17 protein-coding genes, 1 tRNA gene and 1 pseudogene are annotated in these 20,359 nt (G+C 62.6%); 12 read left to right on the top strand and 7 right to left on the bottom strand.

Going from position 1 to position 20,359, the window contains the following annotated elements:
• The first annotated feature begins 56 nt into the window (after positions 1–56).
• The 3 genes from BLS26_RS14465 (at position 57) to BLS26_RS14475 (ending at position 1,078) form a co-directional block, all read left to right on the top strand.
• Positions 57–248, top strand: coding sequence for a hypothetical protein (locus BLS26_RS14465; RefSeq protein ID WP_092512127.1), 192 nt, complete (start codon positions 57–59; stop codon positions 246–248).
• Positions 245–523 carry a DUF1488 family protein gene (locus tag BLS26_RS14470; protein WP_092512129.1) on the top strand — a complete coding sequence of 93 codons (279 nt, stop codon included), beginning with the start codon at positions 245–247 and terminating at the stop codon, positions 521–523. The genes BLS26_RS14465 and BLS26_RS14470 overlap by 4 nt, the downstream gene beginning before the upstream one ends.
• Positions 524–700: 177 nt before the next feature.
• A complete protein-coding gene (locus tag BLS26_RS14475) occupies positions 701–1,078 on the top strand; it encodes a hypothetical protein (protein WP_197681338.1) in 378 nt (125 codons plus the stop codon).
• A gap of 62 nt (positions 1,079–1,140) precedes the next feature.
• On the opposite strand, the gene BLS26_RS14480 is transcribed toward BLS26_RS14475, so the two are convergent.
• Entirely contained in the window at positions 1,141–2,106 is a 966-nt protein-coding gene (locus BLS26_RS14480) for a YafY family protein (protein ID WP_092512131.1), read from the bottom strand.
• A gap of 137 nt (positions 2,107–2,243) precedes the next feature.
• Here BLS26_RS14480 and BLS26_RS14485 point away from each other — a divergent pair, with 137 nt between their 5' ends.
• On the top strand, positions 2,244–2,576 hold the full coding sequence (locus BLS26_RS14485; RefSeq protein WP_092512133.1) for a DUF1127 domain-containing protein: 333 nt from the start codon (positions 2,244–2,246) through the stop codon (positions 2,574–2,576).
• 509 nt (positions 2,577–3,085) lie between these two features.
• Positions 3,086–5,380 carry an MHYT domain-containing protein gene (locus tag BLS26_RS14490; RefSeq protein WP_092512135.1) on the top strand — a complete coding sequence of 765 codons (2,295 nt, stop codon included), beginning with the start codon at positions 3,086–3,088 and terminating at the stop codon, positions 5,378–5,380.
• 24 nt (positions 5,381–5,404) lie between these two features.
• On the opposite strand, the gene BLS26_RS14495 is transcribed toward BLS26_RS14490, so the two are convergent.
• A complete protein-coding gene (locus BLS26_RS14495) occupies positions 5,405–8,470 on the bottom strand; it encodes an autotransporter domain-containing protein (RefSeq protein ID WP_244541941.1) in 3,066 nt (1,021 codons plus the stop codon).
• Positions 8,471–8,635: 165 nt separating this feature from the next.
• Here BLS26_RS14495 and BLS26_RS37235 point away from each other — a divergent pair.
• Positions 8,636–8,761, top strand: a pseudogene (locus tag BLS26_RS37235) (LysR family transcriptional regulator); the annotation flags it as partial.
• Positions 8,762–9,559, top strand: a complete 798-nt coding sequence (locus tag BLS26_RS14500) for a LysR substrate-binding domain-containing protein (RefSeq protein ID WP_244541942.1) — start codon at positions 8,762–8,764, stop codon at positions 9,557–9,559.
• Positions 9,560–9,599: 40 nt separating this feature from the next.
• On the opposite strand, the gene dcuC is transcribed toward BLS26_RS14500, so the two are convergent.
• The 3 genes from dcuC to BLS26_RS14515 form a co-directional block, all read right to left on the bottom strand.
• A complete protein-coding gene (gene dcuC / locus BLS26_RS14505; protein WP_092512139.1) occupies positions 9,600–10,976 on the bottom strand; it encodes a C4-dicarboxylate transporter DcuC in 1,377 nt (458 codons plus the stop codon).
• Between the two features lie 19 nt (positions 10,977–10,995).
• Positions 10,996–11,865 (bottom strand): alpha/beta fold hydrolase, encoded by an 870-nt coding sequence (locus tag BLS26_RS14510; RefSeq protein WP_092512141.1) that lies wholly within the window; start codon positions 11,863–11,865, stop codon positions 10,996–10,998.
• 1,093 nt (positions 11,866–12,958) lie between these two features.
• On the bottom strand, positions 12,959–14,473 hold the full coding sequence (locus tag BLS26_RS14515) for an endo-1,3-alpha-glucanase family glycosylhydrolase (protein WP_157676449.1): 1,515 nt from the start codon (positions 14,471–14,473) through the stop codon (positions 12,959–12,961).
• A 438-nt stretch (positions 14,474–14,911) separates the two neighbouring features.
• Here BLS26_RS14515 and BLS26_RS14520 point away from each other — a divergent pair, with 438 nt between their 5' ends.
• The 5 genes from BLS26_RS14520 (at position 14,912) to BLS26_RS14540 (ending at position 18,187) form a co-directional block, all read left to right on the top strand.
• Positions 14,912–15,880 (top strand): ABC transporter substrate-binding protein, encoded by a 969-nt coding sequence (locus BLS26_RS14520; RefSeq protein ID WP_092512145.1) that lies wholly within the window; start codon positions 14,912–14,914, stop codon positions 15,878–15,880.
• Between the two features lie 293 nt (positions 15,881–16,173).
• Positions 16,174–16,419 carry a hypothetical protein gene (locus BLS26_RS35725; protein WP_157676450.1) on the top strand — a complete coding sequence of 82 codons (246 nt, stop codon included), beginning with the start codon at positions 16,174–16,176 and terminating at the stop codon, positions 16,417–16,419.
• Positions 16,420–16,531: 112 nt separating this feature from the next.
• On the top strand, positions 16,532–16,738 hold the full coding sequence (locus tag BLS26_RS14525) for a DUF2892 domain-containing protein (protein ID WP_092512150.1): 207 nt from the start codon (positions 16,532–16,534) through the stop codon (positions 16,736–16,738).
• A gap of 8 nt (positions 16,739–16,746) precedes the next feature.
• A complete protein-coding gene (locus tag BLS26_RS14530) occupies positions 16,747–17,289 on the top strand; it encodes an RNA polymerase sigma factor (RefSeq protein WP_244541992.1) in 543 nt (180 codons plus the stop codon).
• A 394-nt stretch (positions 17,290–17,683) separates the two neighbouring features.
• Positions 17,684–18,187, top strand: a complete 504-nt coding sequence (locus BLS26_RS14540) for an isoprenylcysteine carboxylmethyltransferase family protein (RefSeq protein ID WP_092512154.1) — start codon at positions 17,684–17,686, stop codon at positions 18,185–18,187.
• Between the two features lie 180 nt (positions 18,188–18,367).
• On the opposite strand, the gene BLS26_RS14545 is transcribed toward BLS26_RS14540, so the two are convergent.
• Together BLS26_RS14545 and BLS26_RS14550 are read right to left on the bottom strand one after the other, a co-directional pair.
• Positions 18,368–18,444: transfer RNA gene (locus BLS26_RS14545), tRNA-Arg, on the bottom strand.
• Positions 18,445–18,705: 261 nt separating this feature from the next.
• Positions 18,706–20,157, bottom strand: coding sequence for a sensor histidine kinase (locus BLS26_RS14550; protein WP_092512156.1), 1,452 nt, complete (start codon positions 20,155–20,157; stop codon positions 18,706–18,708).
• Between the last annotated feature and the right edge of the window lie 202 nt (positions 20,158–20,359).

The following is a 20,359-nucleotide window of genomic DNA, read 5'->3' on the forward strand; positions in this document are numbered from 1 at the left end:
GAAAGCATCACCCCCTGCGTTCGACAAAACTTTCGAACGCACAATGAAAGTATTCCATGCAAGATCTCTCGCCGCGTCACGTCAAGACCGAAGAATCGCTTCGCCTCGGAGTCGTATCGGGCTGGTATTCGACCAAGGTCAGCGGGACCTTCGTCTCGGGCCCGCACGATACCGAAGCTGCCTGCCTGAGCCGGATTGCCGAAATCAATCCGCCGGTGGTGAAAGCCAGACCCGGAGTTCGCCGATGACACTGGAGCGCGGCAGCGTCAAAGGCTTCGAGCACAACCGGATGGTGATGCTGTTCTCGATGATGGATGGCGGCGCGGAAGTCTCCTGCGCCATCAGCAGTTCGGCGATGGACGACCTCGAGCGCGGCGTGAAGGCCAAGCCGGATCAGCGCGACGCGCAGTTCCTGCGGTTGCGCGACCGGATCGAACAATGCGCATCGCGCAAATTCGAGGCGCGGGAATTCGAGGGCGCACCGCCCGGCATCATTCTGCGCAGCCTCGATTTTCGGAACTAGTTCGCGAGCCGGCATCCGACCGGCTGCGGTCATCCCCTTTCCCGGCGGTGCCGAACGAGGGGGTTGCCGGCCGCTTTGCGTGACGTAGGTCACGCTTTGCGTGACACCGGCTTGAACCGACGAGATGGCATCCGTGACCAACGGAGAGGCGACGATCCCCGTCGCAACGAGATTGCCATGACAATGACTTCCGATATCCGCCCGCCCGCATTGCCGCGCCCCATCGTCTCTGACGTCGCGCTCGCCATGAGCGTCTACGTTCTTTACGGCATCGGCTATTTCACGGGGATTTCGGCGCTGATCGGCGTCGTTATCGCGCACGTCAAGGTCGAGGATGCCGACCCGGTGCTGCGGTCGCATTATCAGTTCCAGATCAGGACGTTCTGGATCGGATTTCTGTACATCACGATCGGCTTTGCGCTGAGCCTGGTGCTGATCGGTATTCCAATTCTGATCTGGTGGTTCGTGTGGTCGCTGATCCGCATCGTCAAGGGCATCATCGCGGCCAACGAGCAAAGGCCGATCGCCAATCCGAGGTCGTGGCTGTTCGGGTAAGCCGCGACGCGGCCGCGCAAGGTGAAAATCCCGTTCGAGGCGATCGCCGAACCTGTTCTCGTTCACTCGAAGTAGAGGCGGACGAGCTCCTGCACCGTCGTGACGAGCCGCTCACGCAGTTCCGGGGGTTCGACGACCTCGGCGTCGGCACCGAGCGCGATCAGACCGGACGCGGCCCGATCGATCGACTCGATCGGGATCGTGACGCTGACCCAACCGTCGGCATCCGGCGGCGTCGCCGTCTCGGCGGCCGAACGGGCGACGAGCGTGCCGAGAACGTCGAGCTTGGCGAGCCCGCGCGCCGTCACGCGCAGCGTTGCGCTGGAATGGTAGACGCTGGTCTCGAACGCGCGTGACGACGTGACCCAGAAGCGCGTCAGGTCGAAATCTTTCGGTCTTTCGAACGACTCGGCGGTCACCGCGAGGTCGATGATGTTGGATACCCGATAGGTGCGCGGCTGACCGCCGACCTGCGCGACGAGATACCAGATGCCCGCCTTGAGCACGAGGCCGAGCGGCTGCAGCCGGCGCTCCACCGCGCCCTCCGCGCGCCGGTAGTGCACGTCGAGGCACTTCTCGTTCCACACGGCGTTGGCGATCGTCGGCAGCAGCTTGGCGTCTTCAGCATTGCGGAACCAGCCAACGGGATCGAGGTGGAACCGCGCGCCGACGCGGCCCGCGGTTGCGCGTGCGCGTTCGGGCAATGCCGCGCTCAATTTCAGTTGGGCCGCCGTGAGCACGTCGGCGAGGCCGAGTTGCGCCGCGGGTCCCGGCAGGCCGGCGAGCGACAGCGTCTCGGCCTCGGCGGGCGAAAGGCCGGTGAGCTTGGTGCGGTAGCCGTCGAGCAACTGGAATCCGCCGCTCGGGCCGCGATCCGAATAGATCGGTACGTCCGCGGCGCTGAGCTGATCGACGTCGCGATAGATGGTGCGAACCGAAACCTCGAATTCGCTCGCCAGCGCTTCGGCCGTCATCCGGCCGCGGGCTTGCAAGAGCAACAGGATCGACAACAGCCGGCTCGCACGCATTTCCGCAGCCTAGCAGAAATACCTGACACATGCTGTCAGGTATGGCGGCGTATAACCGGGACAGCCATCGCCGACGCCGTCACTGGTCGGGGACCATGAGCTAACATACTGAAAAAGCAACGGAAAAGGAGAAAGCCATGTCGACACTGTTGTCAGAGCACCGTCAGCCGATCACCGCGCCCAAGCTTCGGGACCGAGCGCCGATGCAAGGTTCGGCCCTGCGGACATCAACCAGGCACGAGCCGGTGGCTGCGGTTTCCGGCCCGGTCGTGGCGCCGCGCGCGGGCTGGAGCCAGGTACTGGACGTGATCGTCGCGACGCTGCGCGAGTGGCGCCGCCGCCGCGCGGGGCGCTGCGAACTCGCCAGCCTCGACGCGCGGACGCTCCGCGACATCGGCCTCGATCCCGGCGTCGTCGACTACGAGGCGCACCAGTTGTTCTGGCGGCCCCTTCGCGATTGGCGAGATTGATCGCCGTAGCCGCGGACTGAACGGCCAATGTGGTTGGCAGCCGCGACCGCAAGCGATGGCGGCCAGCGATGGCCGGACACCGTGCTGGAATTACGGATAGCGAATTGCCGTGACAGTGCATTCAATTCGCGCCGTCATTTCAATTCTTCGCTTACCGTTTGCATCTAAAAACGACATATGTGGCGGCAATGGCAGCATTGCAGAGCGTTTCCTTGCGGACCGGCTCGATCTTTCTGGCGGTGAAAGAATGAGCAAGCGGGTGGTGACGGGCAGGCACCATCTTGCACCTTGTGCGGGAATCGGCCGACTTGCTGCCATCTTTGCAGTACAGGTTGCCGGCGGGTGCTCTTGCTTACTGATTCTCAACCAACGAAGGGGGCGGATGACGCAGCCGTCATGGATGCGTCATGTCTGGCGGGAACAATCTTGGTGCCGGGGACGATTTCGGCATCGCAGGGGAGGACAATTTGCGCAAACACGAATCCGCATTCGACTAGCGTCGGCCGAAAATGCACCACCATACGGCTCTTCATGATCCCGTTCTGGTCGCGCTATCGATACTGATCGCGGCACTCGCCTCCTATTCCGCGCTGGATCTCGCGACCCGGATGCGGGCCGCGTCCGGGAGGGCCCGCCGGGCCTGGCTCGCGGCCGCTGCGATTGCCATGGGCGGCGGCATCTGGTCGATGCATTTTGTCGGCATGCTGGCCTTCAGCCTGCCCGGAACCGAGATCTCGTACGATCCATTCCTGACCGCCCTCTCGCTCGTCATTCCCATTGTCGTCGCCGCTGCCGCATTTGCCGTTGTCGGACGGCGCCCACAGGCGCTGCTCGCGTCGGGCTTCGCGATGGGGCTTGGTATTTCCGGCATGCACTATACCGGCATGGCCGCGATGCGAATGGCGGCCTTCATCAAGTACGATCCCTGGTGGGTTGCACTCTCGCTCGCGATCGCGATCGGTGCGTCGGTCGTGGCGCTCTGGCTCGCCTTTCGCAACACCAGTGCGGTCCAGCGGCTGTTCGCGGGACTGGTGATGGGTCTTGCGATCTCCGGCATGCATTACGCCGCGATGGTAGGCGCCATGTTCATGCCGACGATCCCCATGGCAGGGCAGGCAGAACATCTCGGAGTGGGGCAAGCGCCGCTGGCCTTCCTGCTCGCCGGCACCACCATTGTGATCCTGAGCTTCGGGATCACCGCCGCCGTCTATGACAGGGCATCCGCCGAACGCGCCCACCGCGAAGCCAACGCGCTGCGGCGCAGCGAAGAACGCTTTCGGCTCCTCGTGGAGGGTATCGTCGACCACGCGATCTTCATGCTCGAGCCGGACGGGCGCGTGGGAAACTGGAACCTCGGCGCACGCCGGCTGATGGGCTATGGCGATGACATCGTCGGGACCAGCTACACGATCTTTCATACCAAGGAAGATTGCGCGGCCGGGGCGCCCGCGCGCGCGCTCGTTGAGGCCGAGCAGGAGGGAAAATCCGCGATCGAAGGCTGGCGTGTGCGCAAGGACGGCAGCCACTTCTGGGCCGAGGCAACCATCGTCGCGGTAAGGAACGAAAGCGGCGCAATCGCCGGCTTTGCGAACATCGTGCGCGATGTCAGCGAAAAGAAACGGGCGCAGGAAGCACTGGATCGGGCGCGGGAAGCGCTGATGATGTCGCAGAAGATGGAGACCATCGGCCAGCTCACCGGCGGCGTAGCCCACGATTTCAACAACCTGCTCGCCGCCGTTCTCGGCAGCCTCGAGATTTTGAAGAAGCGGCTGCCGTCGGGCGATCCGAAGATCCAGCGCCTGGTGGACAACGCGATGCAGGGCGCAATGCGGGGCGCCTCCCTGACCCAGCGCATGCTGGCCTTCGCGCGCAAACAGGATCTCAGGCCCGCGGTCGTCGATGTCCGCGAATTGGTGCTCGGCATGGCGTCACTGTTGAAATTCGAGGCCGGCATTCGTGTCGAGACGCTGTTTCCGATGGACCTGCCAAAGGTGAAGGTCGACGCCAACCAGCTCGAACTGGCTATCCTCAACCTGGCGGTCAACGCGCGTGACGCGATGCCGGGCGGTGGCCAGATCACCATCGCCGCTCGCGAGGAGAAGGACGATGGCGGCCTTCCGACCAGCGGTTATGTTGCGCTCTCGGTAAGCGACACCGGCTGCGGCATGGACGATGAGACCCTCAAGCACGCTCAGGAGCCGTTCTTTACGACCAAAGGCGTCGGCAAAGGCACCGGCCTCGGCCTGTCCATGGTCCACGGACTTGCCGAGCAGTCCGGTGGCAGGCTGGTATTGAAGAGCCGTCCTGGAGAAGGCACGACAGCCGACATCTGGCTGCCGATAGCCCGGGAGACCGCGGTGCCAGACCTGCGCGCGGAAGCGCCTGTACCCCCGCCTCGGGCCAGCCGGCGGCTTTCCGTGCTTGTCGTCGACGACGACCTGCTGGTGCTCGAGAACACGGCAGCGATGCTGGAGGATCTTGGGCACACCGTGGTCGAGGCGCGCTCGGGCGAGGAGGCGCTGGCTTTGCTCCGCCGCACGCGCACCGTCGACCTGATTGTTACCGACTATGCCATGCCTGGCATGACCGGACTGCAGCTTGCCAGCGCGGTCGCAGCCGAGCGTCCCGGGACGGTCATCCTCCTGAGCACGGGATACGCGGAGCTTCCCAGCGACACGCGATCCAGCCTGCCGCGTTTATCAAAGCCATTCGACCAGGCTGCGCTTGCAAAGGCCATCGAGGCGGCGATGCGCGCAGAAGAGCCAACCGGATCCATCGTCGCGTTTCGGCCGAAGAGTGCGTGACCCCGCACCTCCAGCGTCGCCCTTTCACCACGAATACCGTGCCACGCCCTTGCCGGCATAGCTGCGGGTGACGTTGGAAAACTCGCCTTCGAAAGTGCCGGCGAGCGAGAAGCCGTTGGTCCATTTGCGCTCGAGGGAAGCCGTGGTGAGTGCGGCATCCTTGGCCTGCGCCGCGCCGCCCGTGACGAAGGAGGCCCCGGGCAGTGCCTGGAAGGTCGCCGCGATCGAGCGGTCGGGATTGTAATCATGCGCCCAGGCGAAGCGCCCGCGCAGGGTGAGCACCGAGTCCGGCATCGCAAAGGATTTGTCGGTGCGGATGCCGAGTTCCGAACGCGTGTCCGTCACGCTCTTCGAACCGTAGGCAAGCGCGAAGGTATTGGCGCCGGACACCACCTGTTCGGCGTAGGCGGGCAGATCGAAGGTCGTGAACTGTGCGGCCGCGTAAGGCGTGATGCCGATGCCTCCAGCCCAAGGCGCGACAAGACGGTAACCGCCCTCAACGCGGCCGGACCAGGCATTGGCGTCGAACTCCGCGCGCAGGCGATCGATGCCTGCAATCGTCACGATGCGGTTCGTCGTGACATCCTGCCAGCCATAGGCCACCGCGCCGGAGATGTAGGCCGGGCCGACAGTGTGGCGGACGAAGGCGCCGGCCTGGAACAGGTCGGAGCGGCCAGAGCCTCCATTGGCGACACTGAAATTGGTGCCGCCGCCGGCCAGCGCGAAGCCGGCGAACGTGTCGGGCGAGAAGCGGTAGTCAGCACCGACCGCCGTGCCAAAGATGCTGCTGGTCGTATTGTTCGACCCGAGCGCCGCGTTCCCGTCGGTGGTCTGCGATCCGCCAAAGCCCGCCGCCCACACGCTCCAGCGCGGGTCATAATTCTCACGCAGCGGCGCTTTCGTAAACATGGCATAGGCGTCGCGCGCGGTGGCGCCAGGCTCGCGTCCCTTCGCGGCATAGGCATTTGCCCGGTCATCGCCCGCAAAGGCAGGCGCGCCTGTTGTCCCGCCCGCGACACCGCCGCGGCCGCCGATGGTGGGGTCGTTGATGATCCCCATGAACTGCGTCATCGCATTGAAGGTGGTCTGCTGCGAGCCGGCGCCAGTCTCGCCCGAGGCTTGCGCCAGACTGCTTGGGGACAGCGTGGCGAAAACCAGCGGCAGGCTGCCATTGCCGTTGAAGAAGCTGGCAAGTGCGTTGCTGACAGCCTGCTGGTTGCCGGTGAGGCCGCCGGAAGCCGCGAAATTCAGGTTCACGTTGAGGAAGGCATGAGTGGCATCGTAGCTCAGCGCGGCCTGAACGTTCGGGGCCAGGTTGGTGTTCAGCGAACCAAATGATCCGGATACGCCGCCCGCCGCGGACAGGAGGGTGTACTGCTTCAGGAGTGAAGTGCCGGCGAACACGATGTTCGCGGTGGCGCCGCCCAAGGTGGCCGTGCCGGTGACGTTCGCGAACGAAGCCGTCGTCTCATTGAGCTGCACCAGATAGAGCGCGCCGGACTGGAAGGCGAGATTGCCGGCGACCACCATCGACGATGCTGCCGTTCCATTGCCGGGGGCGAACAAGCCACCGCTGCTGACGGTGGTGTTGCCGACCGTGCCATTGCCGGTCAGTGCCGCGCCGGTGCCCACCGTCGTCAGGCTGGACGACGCGATCGAGCCATTCACCGCGAGCACGCCACCGGTGATGGTGGTGGCGCCGGTGTAGGTGTTCTGGCCCATCAACGTCACGAGGCCCGGACCGTCCTTGAGCAAGCCGGCGCTGCTGCCGAGCGAAGCCCAGATGGTGCCGACTTGCAGTTCGAACGACGACACCGGCCCACCGGAGCGAACCGTGTCGGCGGCGGCGATCGCCAGCAGTTGCGCGTCGTTCGCCGAGATGCCGAGCGCATGCGCCGCCGATGACTGGAACAACGGATTGTTGGCATTGAACTCGGCCTCCATCAGCACCGGGTCCATGCCGGTGATCTTGTAGAACAGCGTGAGCGCATCGAGATAGGCGCCATGGGCGCTGGGATGGTAGCCGATCGGCGTGGTGCAGCACCCCGTCAGCGGATCGCTGTCCCAGAGATTGACCAGCTTGGGCGAATTGGTCGTCAGATACGGATTCGTGACGGCGATGCCGAGATTCATCGCGCTCACCCAAGAATCGCCGGAAAACGCGACGCCGACGTGCGACTTGGTCGGATTCGCGGAATTATACGAGGTGGCTTCGTTCAAATAGGCGTTGTGCAGATCGCCGGCCATCTGCTGCATCGGGTTGGCGGCGCCGACATAGGGCGCATAAGCCGGGTTGCCGCCTTGTTGCGCGACCGTGCTGCTGCCGAAGATCGGCGCATTCGGGTTGCTGCTGGTGTAGCCATAGGAGGCCAGCGGCTGGGTCTGTTCCAGAGTGATGGCGGCGTTGGCCTTGCTGCCCGCCGCGTCAGCGGCGTCGATGGCGTTGATCAAACCGGTCGCGCCGGACTGAAAGCCGGCAGGGTTGCCGCGCGTCGCCACGCTCACACCGTTGACCGTCACCGTCGTCGGCAGCGGCCGAAAACTCTGGTCCTGCATGACGACCTGGTTCCACTTTGAATTCGCAATCAGCGAAAGCATGCCGGCTTCGCCGCCGGTATTGTTGAGAAAGCCCGTCAGCGTGGCGCTTGAGACCGAGACGAGCGAGACGTCGTAATGCAGCCCGGCTTCCTTGGTGAATTGCAGGAAGACACCGGCCACACCGGAGTACGGCCCAACCTCGGTGTAAGCAGCCGACGGATTGGCTTGCAGATAGTTCAGTTGCGCCGTCAGGTTGGCCCCGGGGACAGTGGCCGATGTCGGAACCACGCGAGCAACCGCCTCGGCGCCCGAGGTGCACGGCCCGGAGGCGGTTGCCGCCGGGCAATTCAAGTCGTGAACGACGCTCGGATCCCCCACGGAAGCGGCAGTGCCGGCATTGTAGTTGAGTGCGGGCGGGTATTTGCCGTGCGTGAAACTGTTGCCGACGAACAGGAGCTCGATCGGATTGGCGGCCGTTTGCGCGATCGCGGGGCTCCCCGCCAGAACCGACGTCACGGCCAGCGCGGCCGCAGCTAGTTCGGCACGGCACACACACAGTCCAGCTCGCCTCCAATAAATCGGCATAGCTTCCCCTCCCCACACTTTCACCCAGGGTCGTCTACGTACCCATCTTTGGATCTATTCGAACGGAAGAGCAGTTGTAAAATATATAATAACTACATATTGCATACGTCTGACATATGATGAGGTCGACACGTGGAATTGCGTCATCTCCGATATTTCCTGGTCGTCGCCGAAGAGCGGCATATTACGCGTGCGGCGGCGCGGCTCGGCTTGCAGCAGCCTCCGCTCAGTCAGCAGATCCGGGCGCTGGAGAGCGAGTTGGGCACCAAGTTGTTCACCCGCGTGCCGCGAGGCGTGGAGCTGACTCCGGCAGGCGAAGGATTCCTGGAGGAAGCGCGCGCGGTGTTGAGCGGTGTCGAGCGCGCCATCGCGCGCGCGCGCTCCGCTTCGATGGGCCAGCGCGGCCGGATCGCGATCGGGCTGACCACTTCGGCGTCGCTGCACCCTGGCGTGACGCGCACGTTGCGTGCCTACGCCGATAGTCACGCCGCGGTGTCGCTCGACATCCACGCCAACAGTGCGGCCGGTCTGACCGAAGCCCTGCTTCGTGAGGAGGTGCAGGTGGCGGTCATACGTGCGGCCGTGGCGCGACCGGCGGATCTGGTTTTCAAGGAATTGGCACGGGAGAACATGTTGATCGCACTGCCGGCCGGCCATCCGCTGGTTAGCCGCACGGCTTCGGGCACGAACGCGCCAATCCCGCTGCGCGCGCTGGCCGGCGAGCGGTTGATTCTGGTGCGCCGCCATGCCGCTCCGGGCATGTACGGCAATGTCGTTGAAGCCTGCCACAAGGCCGGCTTCGAACCACTTGTTATCGCCGAGGTGGAACAGATGCTGACCAGCATGAACCTGGTCGCCGCCGGCGTGGGCATTTCGCTGGTACCCGCCTCGATCCGGGAAATCCGACAGGAGGGCATCGTCTATTGCCCGATATTGGATGCGCCGTCGCTGGTCGCACCGCTGACCCTTGTCTACCGGCGCGGCGAGGTGCGGCCGTTCGTTACCGATTTCATCGAGCTCAGTCGAAAGCTGGCCAAGGACGAGCGTTCGAACTGACGTGTGAGTCCGCCGCCATACCGGGCGGCTCCCCTCGCAATCATCCGTTCCGGAGATAGTTGACCAGCATCATCGTGACCATCCCGCCGATTGACGGGATGAGGGTGCGCCTGACGATTTCGAACGGCAGGCATTCTCCGGCCTTGCTGACCGCAATGATGACGCCGGACACCGGCGAAATGGCTCGTCCCATTCCGGCCATCAATTGCATGGGAAGAACCATGGTGACCGCGCTGACCCCGAAATTAGTCGCGATGCCGGGAGCCAGGCCCGAGAATGCAAAGAAAGCCGCCACGCCGGAGCCGGTGATCATCGCGGTCACACCGACCATCAACGTCATGATGACGGCCATCGCATCGACGCCGAAGCCCGCATTGCGCACCGACTCGATCATGTAGCCCACTGCGCCTACGACCTCGAGGCCCTGCGCAAACGCATCCGCACAGACCAGCAAGGACACCACACTGGCGAAGCTCGATCCGATGCTGTTGAAGAACACCTGGAAACCCCTGAAGGCCGTCCGGACGTCGCGTTTGACGAGCAGTTCGCAGACCAGGCCCACGACGGAGCCAAGCACCATCGCGGTGACCACATCCATCGTCACCCCGTCGACGAGGAGCGGACTGAACACCAGAATCAGCGTGATCGGAACCAGCGGCAGCAAGGCATAAAAGCCGGGAGCATCATGGCGCACCTGTTCGCCTGTTGCAGATTCGGGCTGCGCTCCAAAGATGCTGCCGTCACCCCTCCTGTCAAAATACCGGGCAGAAAAAAACAGCAGGATCGCGACGACCGCTATGACCCATACGGCGACCGGAATCTGATCCCGAACGAAATACACCGCCGGCGGGATACCAGCCGTTTTGGCGGCAAGGTTTGCCGTCCCCACGGCTGGCCCGAGATCCATGAACGAGCAAAGCGCAATCATCGCCGCGGCGGCCGGTTTGCTGACGCCAAGCGAAACCATCATCGGAAAAAACGTGACCAGCAACAGCATCGCCAGCCCGGCGGCACTCGGGATCGCGACGTGAAGGCATTGGCCGAGAACGTAACCTGACGCCAGGATGAGATACGGCGCCTTGATCAGCCTGAGCGGCTTGATGCAGAACCGCACCATGGTCGCGGTTGCGCCAACGTGGTCCATGTAGTCGGCGAATGCCGCCGAGGCCATGATGATCAATCCGATCCCGCTCATCTGCGTGATCAGCGATTCCTTGACGAAGGCGAAGACGTCAAATCCCTTGAACCCGGTTGATTTGGCCTTCTGATACAAGATGGAATGGTCGGGAAAGAGCAGCGAGGTCAATGCCAACAGGATCAACCCGGCCACGAGCAAAACGGTTTGCGGCTGATAGTTCCGGACGATCATCGTCGCGGCAACGGCAATGACCGCAATACCAATCAGAAGACCCAACAAGCGTGGCTCCTTGTTTGCGCTATTTTCCCGACAGGAAGTCGTCGATCAGACCATTGTAGTATTCCGGCGCCTCGAAATAGGGAGCGTGGCCGAGACGTGGCATTTCGACATGTCTTGTCGCCGGTGTCAGCCTGAGCAGATCAGCCTTCAGTCTCGGCTGAACGTCGGTATCCAGTTCGCCGGTCAGAATGAGAACCGGCATTTTGAGTTTGGGCAACAGCGGACGATTGTCGGCAAGCTGCAACATCCGCGTCGCCCGACGCAGGCCTTCCGGATTGGTCTCGGAGGCAATCTCGGCTGCGTAGTCGAACACACAGGCTGAAGCCGAATCGGGCAGCAGCCCCCGCGCCCGGTTCACTCCGTAACCAACGGGACCGATTTCCTTGAACTCGCGCATCCGCTGCTCGAACTTCGCCGGCATCGGCGCTGTCGGGGGATCGCCATATCCAGCGTGTGAACACGACAGCACGAGACGTGAAACCAGTTCCGGAAACGTTGCGGCAAAACACGCGGCAACCGCTCCACCCATCGAATGTCCGACGAGTGAAATCTTTGGCTGACCGATGTTTGCAATAAACTCCCGCAACGCTTCGACATATGCGCCGATCGAGGCTGCAACCATATCGGATTGCCCAAACCCCGGGGCATCCCACGCCATCATCCGATAGTTGCGGGAGAAGTGGTCAAACTGGAACGCCCAGCTTTTGGAACTGCCAAGCAGGCCATGCAGAAAAACCACCGTCTCTCCGTCGCCGCGCGCACGGAACGACATTTGACCATATGACTGCCTGGCGAACTGCAACGGCGGGCAAACCGGCACGGAGGCGGGGGCACGATAAGTCAAAGAACCTCGTGCCGGCGTCGGATCGCCTCCCTTTGCTTCCTGCATTCAGCCAAAATGCATTTTGTGACCAGCAGGTCAAATATCGAAAAGGGGATGATGCGATACGATTTTCATATGGAATGACGGCCTTGTTGGGCCGCCTCGCTCATGCCCGCGTTCCGCCGATCATGGCAGCGGTTACGTTCGATTTGCAAACCGCAAGAGCCATTTGGGCAGGCTCGAATAGATGTCGCAAGTGCTGTCGAGCCACATTTGCACGCCTAACCGAATAACAAATATCGATAGCGTGGCAGTGATCGAAATGGTGATGACCGCGTCCAACATGGCAATCCACTCCGCGCGTTCTTGTGGGGATGCTCAAACCGGTACGAATCAGTCTCAAACCTTATGGTTAACGAAATCTTAACGCCAAACCCGACGCTGCCCGGCGGCTCCGATGACACGGCGGTCCCGCTGCTCTCAGAAGCGGGAAATACGCATTTCGGCTTCATCAAACCCGCATCGACCGCTACCAATAATACCGAGCAACACCCCTTCCGGCGCAGGACGACGTGACGTCCGAGAACTCGCCTTCGAAGGTCGCGGTGAGCGAGATGCGCTGCCGCACTTCAACGCTAGTTATACGGATCAAGGCCAAGGACCAGCCCGTGATGACCGAGGTGAAGCACAACTGAGAACCAAAGAGGCCGCCTCAGTTGGCAGCCCTTCCTTTCGCCAACCAGGCCCGCTAGCGCACCGAGACGGGCGGCTATCGTCGCGACTGCTTGTGCGCGCTGACCCAACGCATCGAAGACGAAAGAAGTTCGCATCATGGGTTCGAAAAGCGAACCGCTGCGCACGCTCGTCGCCGCATCAAGCGCAAAATCGGCGGCTTTTGGAGTGCCCAGTCTCGTACCGAAATGGCGCGCCACGGCCGATGAAGATGGGCAATATTGCTTCGCCGTGGCACTATGATGTCGATGCCTACCGTCCGCTCCAATCGGCAAGAGTGCGACTGGCTGCGATGTTGTACGAATTCAGCTAGGGCGTCCTGGCTGAATGTAAAGCGCTACGCGCCATTCTCCCCGCCGTTGTTGACGCGCTCCATGCGCTGCGCCGCCCGCAACGCGCCGGCGCAGCCGCGTAGACCTGGTCGGGACTACTTTTGATGCCAATCTCCGCCCTTGACGAACGAGCGATTGCTCGATCCTCCGACATAAAGTGGATCCTCGGCTTGCGGATGATCCGCGATCTCCCAGTCGCTCACTTTCTCTGCGACGGTCTTGCCATCGCGCAAGATGCGCATAATGGGCCGGCCGAAACGCGCGGGCGCGTCCAGGACTGCAAGCCCGGCGGGCGCATCTGACCGCTGCACCGTATCGCCCTGGCGAATCTCCAGCGTCGCGGGACGAGTCAACAAGGCGATCATCTCGACGCGGTTCTGCACCGGGCCGCGCCCGAGCAGCTTCAGGGGCTTGTCATCCGGCCGTGGTGCCGAGCCCGGAACGAAGATCTGTCGCCTGTGGCAGTAGTAGATCGCGTCACGGATGATGCGTGGTGGCCGGCCCAGCTTGAACCAGCTGATGAAGTATGCGGAAAGGTCATAAAACAAAAATTGCGTTCCGCTCGACGGCTCGATCTCGGTCGCTTCCGAATAATCGTTCCAGGTGATGACATGCGCATATTGCGCCTTCTCCCGGATGGCCTTCATCCAGCAGCGTCGAAACAGTTCCGTGTTGAGGCTTTCCCAAAAGATCGATGTCTTGGGCTGAGCATCCTGCGGCGCGATCGCCTCCATCCAGATCGCTCGCTCGCCCTTGAGCTTGCGCCAGACTTCGATGGCCGGATCACCGTCGACACTGGCAGGATCGCGGTTGCCCCATTCTGACATCCCGTAGCAGATCGGCGCGAAAGTCTCAGCATAGGCGCGCAGATTGTTGAACACTGGCAGGACCGCCGACGGTACGCCCGCCTTCGCGAGGCCGTCGAGGACGGCTTGCCAATATGCCACCGGCCGTTCCTCCGGTGCAAAAGGCGCAAGCAGCAGGCGCCCGTCGGGCAGCTTATAGGCCGACGGGTGGTGCGCGAGCCGTACCAGAGATTGGACGAGTTGCTCTGCGCTGATGGCCTTCATGATATCGGTATCCGGCTCGATCAATATCCTGAAACCGGTCCTGGTCGCCTGCGCGGCGCCGAACAACGCCGTTGCATTGTCCCAATATCGACCGCCGTCGAGCTGCTGAAGATCGACACCGAAGCCGTCGGCCCCCAGCCTCTCGGCTCGAAGCACATCGATCGTCGCATTCACGGCCTGCCAATGCTTTCCAGGCAACGTGCCGCCTCCCAATGGCCGCTGCCGCAAATATCCGCCGACGTGGGCGAATTTGCCGTTTTCGCCGGCCCGCTCCAGATATTGCCGGCGGTAATAATCGTCATCGAGAGGCTTGTTGTCGAACGATAGCGGGAACGGCGTGAAGTAATGCAGGAAGACTTTCCGCTCGGATTTTGCCAGCTCTTGCGCACCCGCGCGCTCGAAGGGCCATACGCTATCCGGTGATTCCTGCGATACGAAATTCCGCGCCGCGGCCACAACCTCGTCCCAGGGAAAACCGGTGGCTGATCCGGCAAGCGCGCCCTGCTGGGCGCGAAGGGGAGAGCCGAGAGCCGCGAGCATGACGCCGGACCCCGCTGTCCGAAGCAGCCGTCGACGGCTTGTGAGGAATTGGGGAGCAATCCGTGACGGCATTCCGGGACTGTCTTGATCGCGGGATCGGTTACTCGACGACTTGCATCGGGAGAACGGAATATCTCGGCGTCAATAGCGTATTCCGAAATGGCGCGCCATGGCCGATGAAGATGGGCACTATTGCTTCGCTGCGGCGCTATGACGCTCGCGCCGGCCACGCGCTCCAATTGGGAAATCTGCGACGGCCTGCGATCTTGCACTACGCTGCGGGCCGGTGCGCGATCTCGCGGGGTGGCCGGTTACCCTTCGGCTGCAGCCATGTCGGTAATCCGTTGAGGCGATGGGCCAACGCACACTTCCCGACTTGTCGCGGGATGGCCGATGGCCTTGAATGGGCTGCAGGTGTGACGCCACAGGAGATGGCTGATGTCATTTTGGCGTACCGCGATGCTCTGGCCGGCACTGTTGGCGGTGATTCAGATTACCGACACTGCTGCTCAGACGTTGCCGGTCATGGGCTATGTGGCCGCCAAGAATGCCGATCCGAAACGGCTTGATGTCTTCAAGCAGGGATTGGCGGAGCTTGGTTATGTTGAAGAAAAAAACATCCGCATCGAATACCGCGAGGCCGTCTTGGACGCAGAATATCAGGGCGTGATGGCCGACTTGGTCAATCGGAAGGTCGATATGATCCTTGCGGCAAACGTAGCAGCTACCGTAGCCGCCGCTAAAGCGAGCAAAGCGATCCCGATCGTGATGTTGGCGGTTTTTGATCCGGTCGGCATAGGCGTAGTCAAAAGTGTGGATCGGCCGGGCACCAACGTCACCGGCACGACGATGTACGCTCCCCAGTTGATCGGGGAACGCCTGCGCATGCTCAAACGCATAGTGCCTAATCTCGACAAAGTGGCGATGGCTCTCAATGGGAACAATGCCAACAACGCCCCCCAGTTCGAATTGCTCCGTTCGGAAGCACAGAAACTTGGCATCGAAGTTCAATCGCTGGACATTCGAAAGCCCGAAGATGTCGATGCAGCGTTCGATAAGGCCTTGGCATTCGGCGCGAAGGCACTCGTGAACGCCGTTGACACCTTCATCAATTCTCGGCGCTTCGCGCTTGCAGTTCGAGCGGCGAAATTCAAACTGCCGGCTGTCTACAGTGATGTAGAATATGTCTTGGCAGGGGGGTTGATGGCGCTTGGTCCGGGTCACTACGAAGGCTATTACGGTGCAGCCAAATACGTAGATAAGATTCTCCGCGGTGCAAATCCGGCTGACCTGCCGATCGCAGGCCCAACAGAATTCACGATGAGCGTCAATCGCGCGGCACTTAGCACGCTCGGCTTGTCCTTACCGTCCGACCTCGTTGCCCAAGTCAACCAATGGATCGATTGAGGCCGGCCACACGGCGGCGTTCATTGCCGAGAGTCGCGGGTTTGACCTCGTGCTCATTCGCGCCAGAATTTGCCGGCCCTCAAGCGGAGAAACGGTGGCATTTGGCGTCAATAGCGTATTCCGAAATGGCGCACCATGGCCGATGAAGATGGGCACTATTGCTTCGCTGCGGCGATAAGACGTAGCAGCCGCCGAAGCGATCCGGCCGGATAACCTGCGACGGACTGCGATTTTGCGCTACGCCTCATGGGCGGCCGTCTTTCGAATGTCGCGGGTGGCCCGGTTGCCCTTCGATGGCAGCAGCCATTTCGATCAATCCCGGGTACGGCCCATTGGCCATTCCGAGCATCGCCATCGCATTATCGCAATCGCGCAGTTGGATTTGGACCATGGTGATTGTCATTGGGCGGTCGCCAAATGGTCGATCGGTATTGGGCAACCACTTTGGCGTCGTGCAACGATGGCTGCTGGCCGGCGACCCGATGCCGGCGTTCCTCAGCGGCCCAGGCCCGCACCCGACGCCCACGCCAGCCTGCTGAAGCTGCCACCCCCTCAAATTATTTTTTTTGCCGCGACCCCGGCGCCGGGTTTGCGCCCTCTTGTCTGGGTGAATGCGCCATAGCGGCGCGTCACGAACCGGAGCACAGAACCATGTGGTATAGGAAGAACGTTGGCGGGTGGGAGCGCGCGGCCAGGCTGATCGGAGGAGGCTTGATGCTCATCTGCGGCGTGGTTGCGCTGCACGCTTCGCCGCTCGGGCTACTACTCAGCGGCGCGGGTGTCGTGACGCTGGTCACCGGCGTGTTCGGCTATTGCCCTGCCTGCGCCATCGCCGGGCGCGAGCCACTGAAGGGGTGACCGCCTTGGTGCGCGTATCAGACGATCTCTTGCTCGCGGCACAGTCGGGTGACCGGCACGCGCTGACACAGCTATTGGTGGCGCTGCAGCCGAACATTCGACGCTACGCCCGGCGCCTTTGCCACCGCACCTCGGTCATCGAAGATGTGGTGCAAGAAGCCCTCATCGTCGTGTACCGGCGCGTGGGTACGATCCGCAGTCCAGCCGCACTCGTCGGCTGGCTGGTGACCGTCATCGCCCGCCTTTGCATGCTGCCGGCGCTGATGCTGATGCGCGGAGTCGAGGAGCTCGCCAGCCTGGAAGAGTCACGCGAGCTCGCAAAGGTCCCGCCGGACGAGTTACGCATGGACTTGGTCAATGCGATCGAGTCGCTTTCGCCGTCCCATCGCGAAGTGCTGCTGCTGCGAGATCTCGAGGATCTGACGATTGGGGAAATCGCCGGGCGGCTCGGCGTGACGCGGGAAGCGGCCAAAAGCCGCCTGCGCCGCGCTCGCGCATTGGTGCGCGAATATTTGCTCGGCACAAAGGACAACGGACGAGAGAGCACATGAATTACTTTCGTGGAGTGGGTATGTTCGGCAGCTCCTTCCTGGGCGCACACCTGATACGCGGGCTAGCTGCGGCGGCGCTACTCGCTTGGGCCATCGTCCACCAGACCGCGCACCCTTGGCTATCCTTGGGCGCGGGCGTTGCCGCCCTCGTCGCGCTACGCGGATGCCCGATGTGCTGGACTGTGGGCCTGGTCGAGACGTTTTCGCTGGGCCTTCGCGATTCAACCGCTGAACGCGCTGACCGGACTTGGCTGCATTAACATTGCGACAGGACGGGAAGGAGCGAGGTGAAGAGAACTCGACGGCCGGGACAACTAATTGTGGGGCCGCATTCAATGCTCGTAGCAGAAAGTGATTTGCTAACCTATTCTTGTCGGGTCGTGGGGAGCACGCAATGTCGAAAGCAATTGCCGTCTTGGGCTCCGCTCTGTTCTTCGTCATTGCGCCGTTGGTGCTGGCAGGCTTCGTCCCCTGGTGGGTCACGCATTGGGAATTTCGGCCGGCTTTTTTCGGCGTCGATCTAACCCGCATCCTCGGCGGTATATTGATCATCGTCGGAGTGCCCGGAGTTGTGGATTCATTTGCCCGTTTTGCGCTGGAGGGGCTGGGGACGCCCGCCCCGATCGCGCCGCCACAAAAGCTCGTAGTGACTGGCCTTTATCGCTACGTGCGAAATCCGATCTACATCGCGGTCGTCGCAGTCATTTTTGGTCAGGCCCTTTTGTTTGGTGACTGGCGTCTCCTCTGGTACGGCGCGCTACTCTGGCTTTTTTTTCATGTCTGGGTGGTGATGATCGAAGAACCGACGCTCAAGCAAACATTCGGCACGGAGTACGAGAGCTTTCGGACTAATGTGCCGCGCTGGATTCCGCGGTTGACGCCATGGCGAGCCGCATAAAGGAATCGCTGCAAGCGGCTCGATACCGGCTGCTAATTGTCGGGCACGTCGGAATTGCGGTGACAGTGCACTTAGTTCGTCAGCGCGATCGATTGAGATTGCGAGCCGCGCGGCCGGCAACGCGACGGCTTACATCGGGAGAACGGCTAGTCTCGGCGTCAATAGCGTATTGCGAAGTAATGGCGCGCCCGAAGAGATTCGAACTCCTGACCCCCAGATTCGTAGTCTGGTGCTCTATCCAGCTGAGCTACGGGCGCGTTTTTCGCCAAGGCGTTTGGACTAACGCATTTGGGCCTGATGGCCCGGATGCATCCGACAATGGATCGGAAACCTCGCGAAGAGGGCTTTAGCTACCCGCTCCGGCCTCAATTGGCAAGCGGGGGAAATGCCGGTCGGAGCGCAATAATTCCAGTCATTCCGGGGCGATGCGCAGCATCGAACCCGGAATCTAGAGGTAATTAGCTCGAGATTCCGGGTTCATCGCTTCGCGATGCCCCGGAATGACGGCGCGGAGGGGCTTAAGCCCGCGCCCGCTCGTTGCGGACGCTCTGCAGTTCCACCGGGCGGTCCGGGATCGAAATCCGGAAGGTGGCGCCGATGGTGCCTTCGACCAGGTGGATGTCGCCGCCATGGGCGCGGACCAATTCGGCGGCGATGGCGAGGCCCAGCCCGCTGCCGCCGGGGCGGCCGGAGGTCTGGAACGCCTCGAACAGATGCTCACGGGCGCGCGCCGGCACGCCGGGACCGGTGTCGGAAACCTCGATGATCGCGACCGAGCCTTCGCGGCGGCCGGTGATCCTGATCTGCATCGTCGCCGCATCGCCCTTGGGGCGGCTTTCCAGCGCCTGCGCCGCGTTGCGCACCAGGTTGAGCAGCACGCGAAACAACTGGTCCGGATCGGCGTCGATCGAGAGCCCGCGCTCGATCGCGCTGATCCAGCCGATCGACGCGTCGGCGGCGAGGCCTGCGGATTCGCGCACCTCCAGCACCACGGGCTCGACCAGAATCATCCGGCGGTCGGGAGCGGCTTCCTGCACGCGGCCATACGACAGCGTCGACTGGCAGAAATCGATGGCCCGTTCCAGTGAACGCATCAGCTTCGGCGCAAAGCGCTGCACCCGCGGATCCGGCACGCTGGACAGTTGATCCGACAGCAGTTGCGACGACGCCAGCAGGTTGCGCAGGTCATGGTTGATCTTGGAGACGGCAAGGCCAAGGGCGGCGAGCCGGCTCTTCTGATGCAGCATCGACACCAGGTCGCGCTGCATGTCGGACAGCTCGCGCTCGGCGACGCCGATCTCGTCGCCGCGCTGGCTCGGCACGATGATGCGCGCCGCACTTTCGGGGTTTTCGTGGAAGCCCGCCAGGTTCGCCGTCAGTCGCCGCATCGGCCGCACGAACAGGTAATGCAGAACGAGATAGACGAGGCCCGCGGTCAGCATCGCGATCCCGAGCGACACGACCAGGAGGTTGCGGGAAAACCGGTACATCGCCTGCCGCAGCGGCAGTTCGTCGATCACGACCTCGATGAATTGCGCGCCGCCCGGTGCCGGTCCGACCACGCGGATGGTCTGGTTGCCGCGCTCCAGCATGGTCTCGAACGAATCAACGATCGCGGACCACGCGGTCATCGTCCGCATGTCGATGTCATGGTCGATCGCGTCAGGCAGGTCGGCGCTGGCGAGCAGGCGCCGCTGCTGACCCATCTTGATGGCGACCGCGCGGGCGCCGACGCTGGTCAGGATCTGCCGCGCCAGCGAGTCCGGAACCATGCCCAGGGGGGCGGCATCCAGCACCAGCGCTGCGGTATTGGCCGCCGCCAGCCGGTCGTTCAACCGGTTCATCCGAAAATTCGCGATCGCGGGCACGTAGATCATCAGGCCGGCGATCATCACGAGCGGAATGGTGAGCAGCAGCAGCTTGCCGGACAGGCCGAGGCGCCGCCGCGGCGCGGGCCGTGACGTTTCCATGGTCGGCTGGTCGTCGCTCGCTGACACCTGATATTTGCCTTTGATAACCCTGTTTTGGGTCCGGCGAGCCCCCAAAACAAGGCCCAAGCCACTTCTGACCCCGGACTATCTGATTCCAAGGATGCGTTTCTTATTCCCGACCGGTCAAATTACCGATCGCTCATGTTGGCGGGTTCCAGGAGCCCGGCGCCATCAGCCGTAT

Origin of the sequence: Afipia sp. GAS231 (genome assembly GCF_900103365.1) — a bacterium.
Taxonomy (GTDB): Bacteria; Pseudomonadota; Alphaproteobacteria; order Rhizobiales; family Xanthobacteraceae; genus Bradyrhizobium.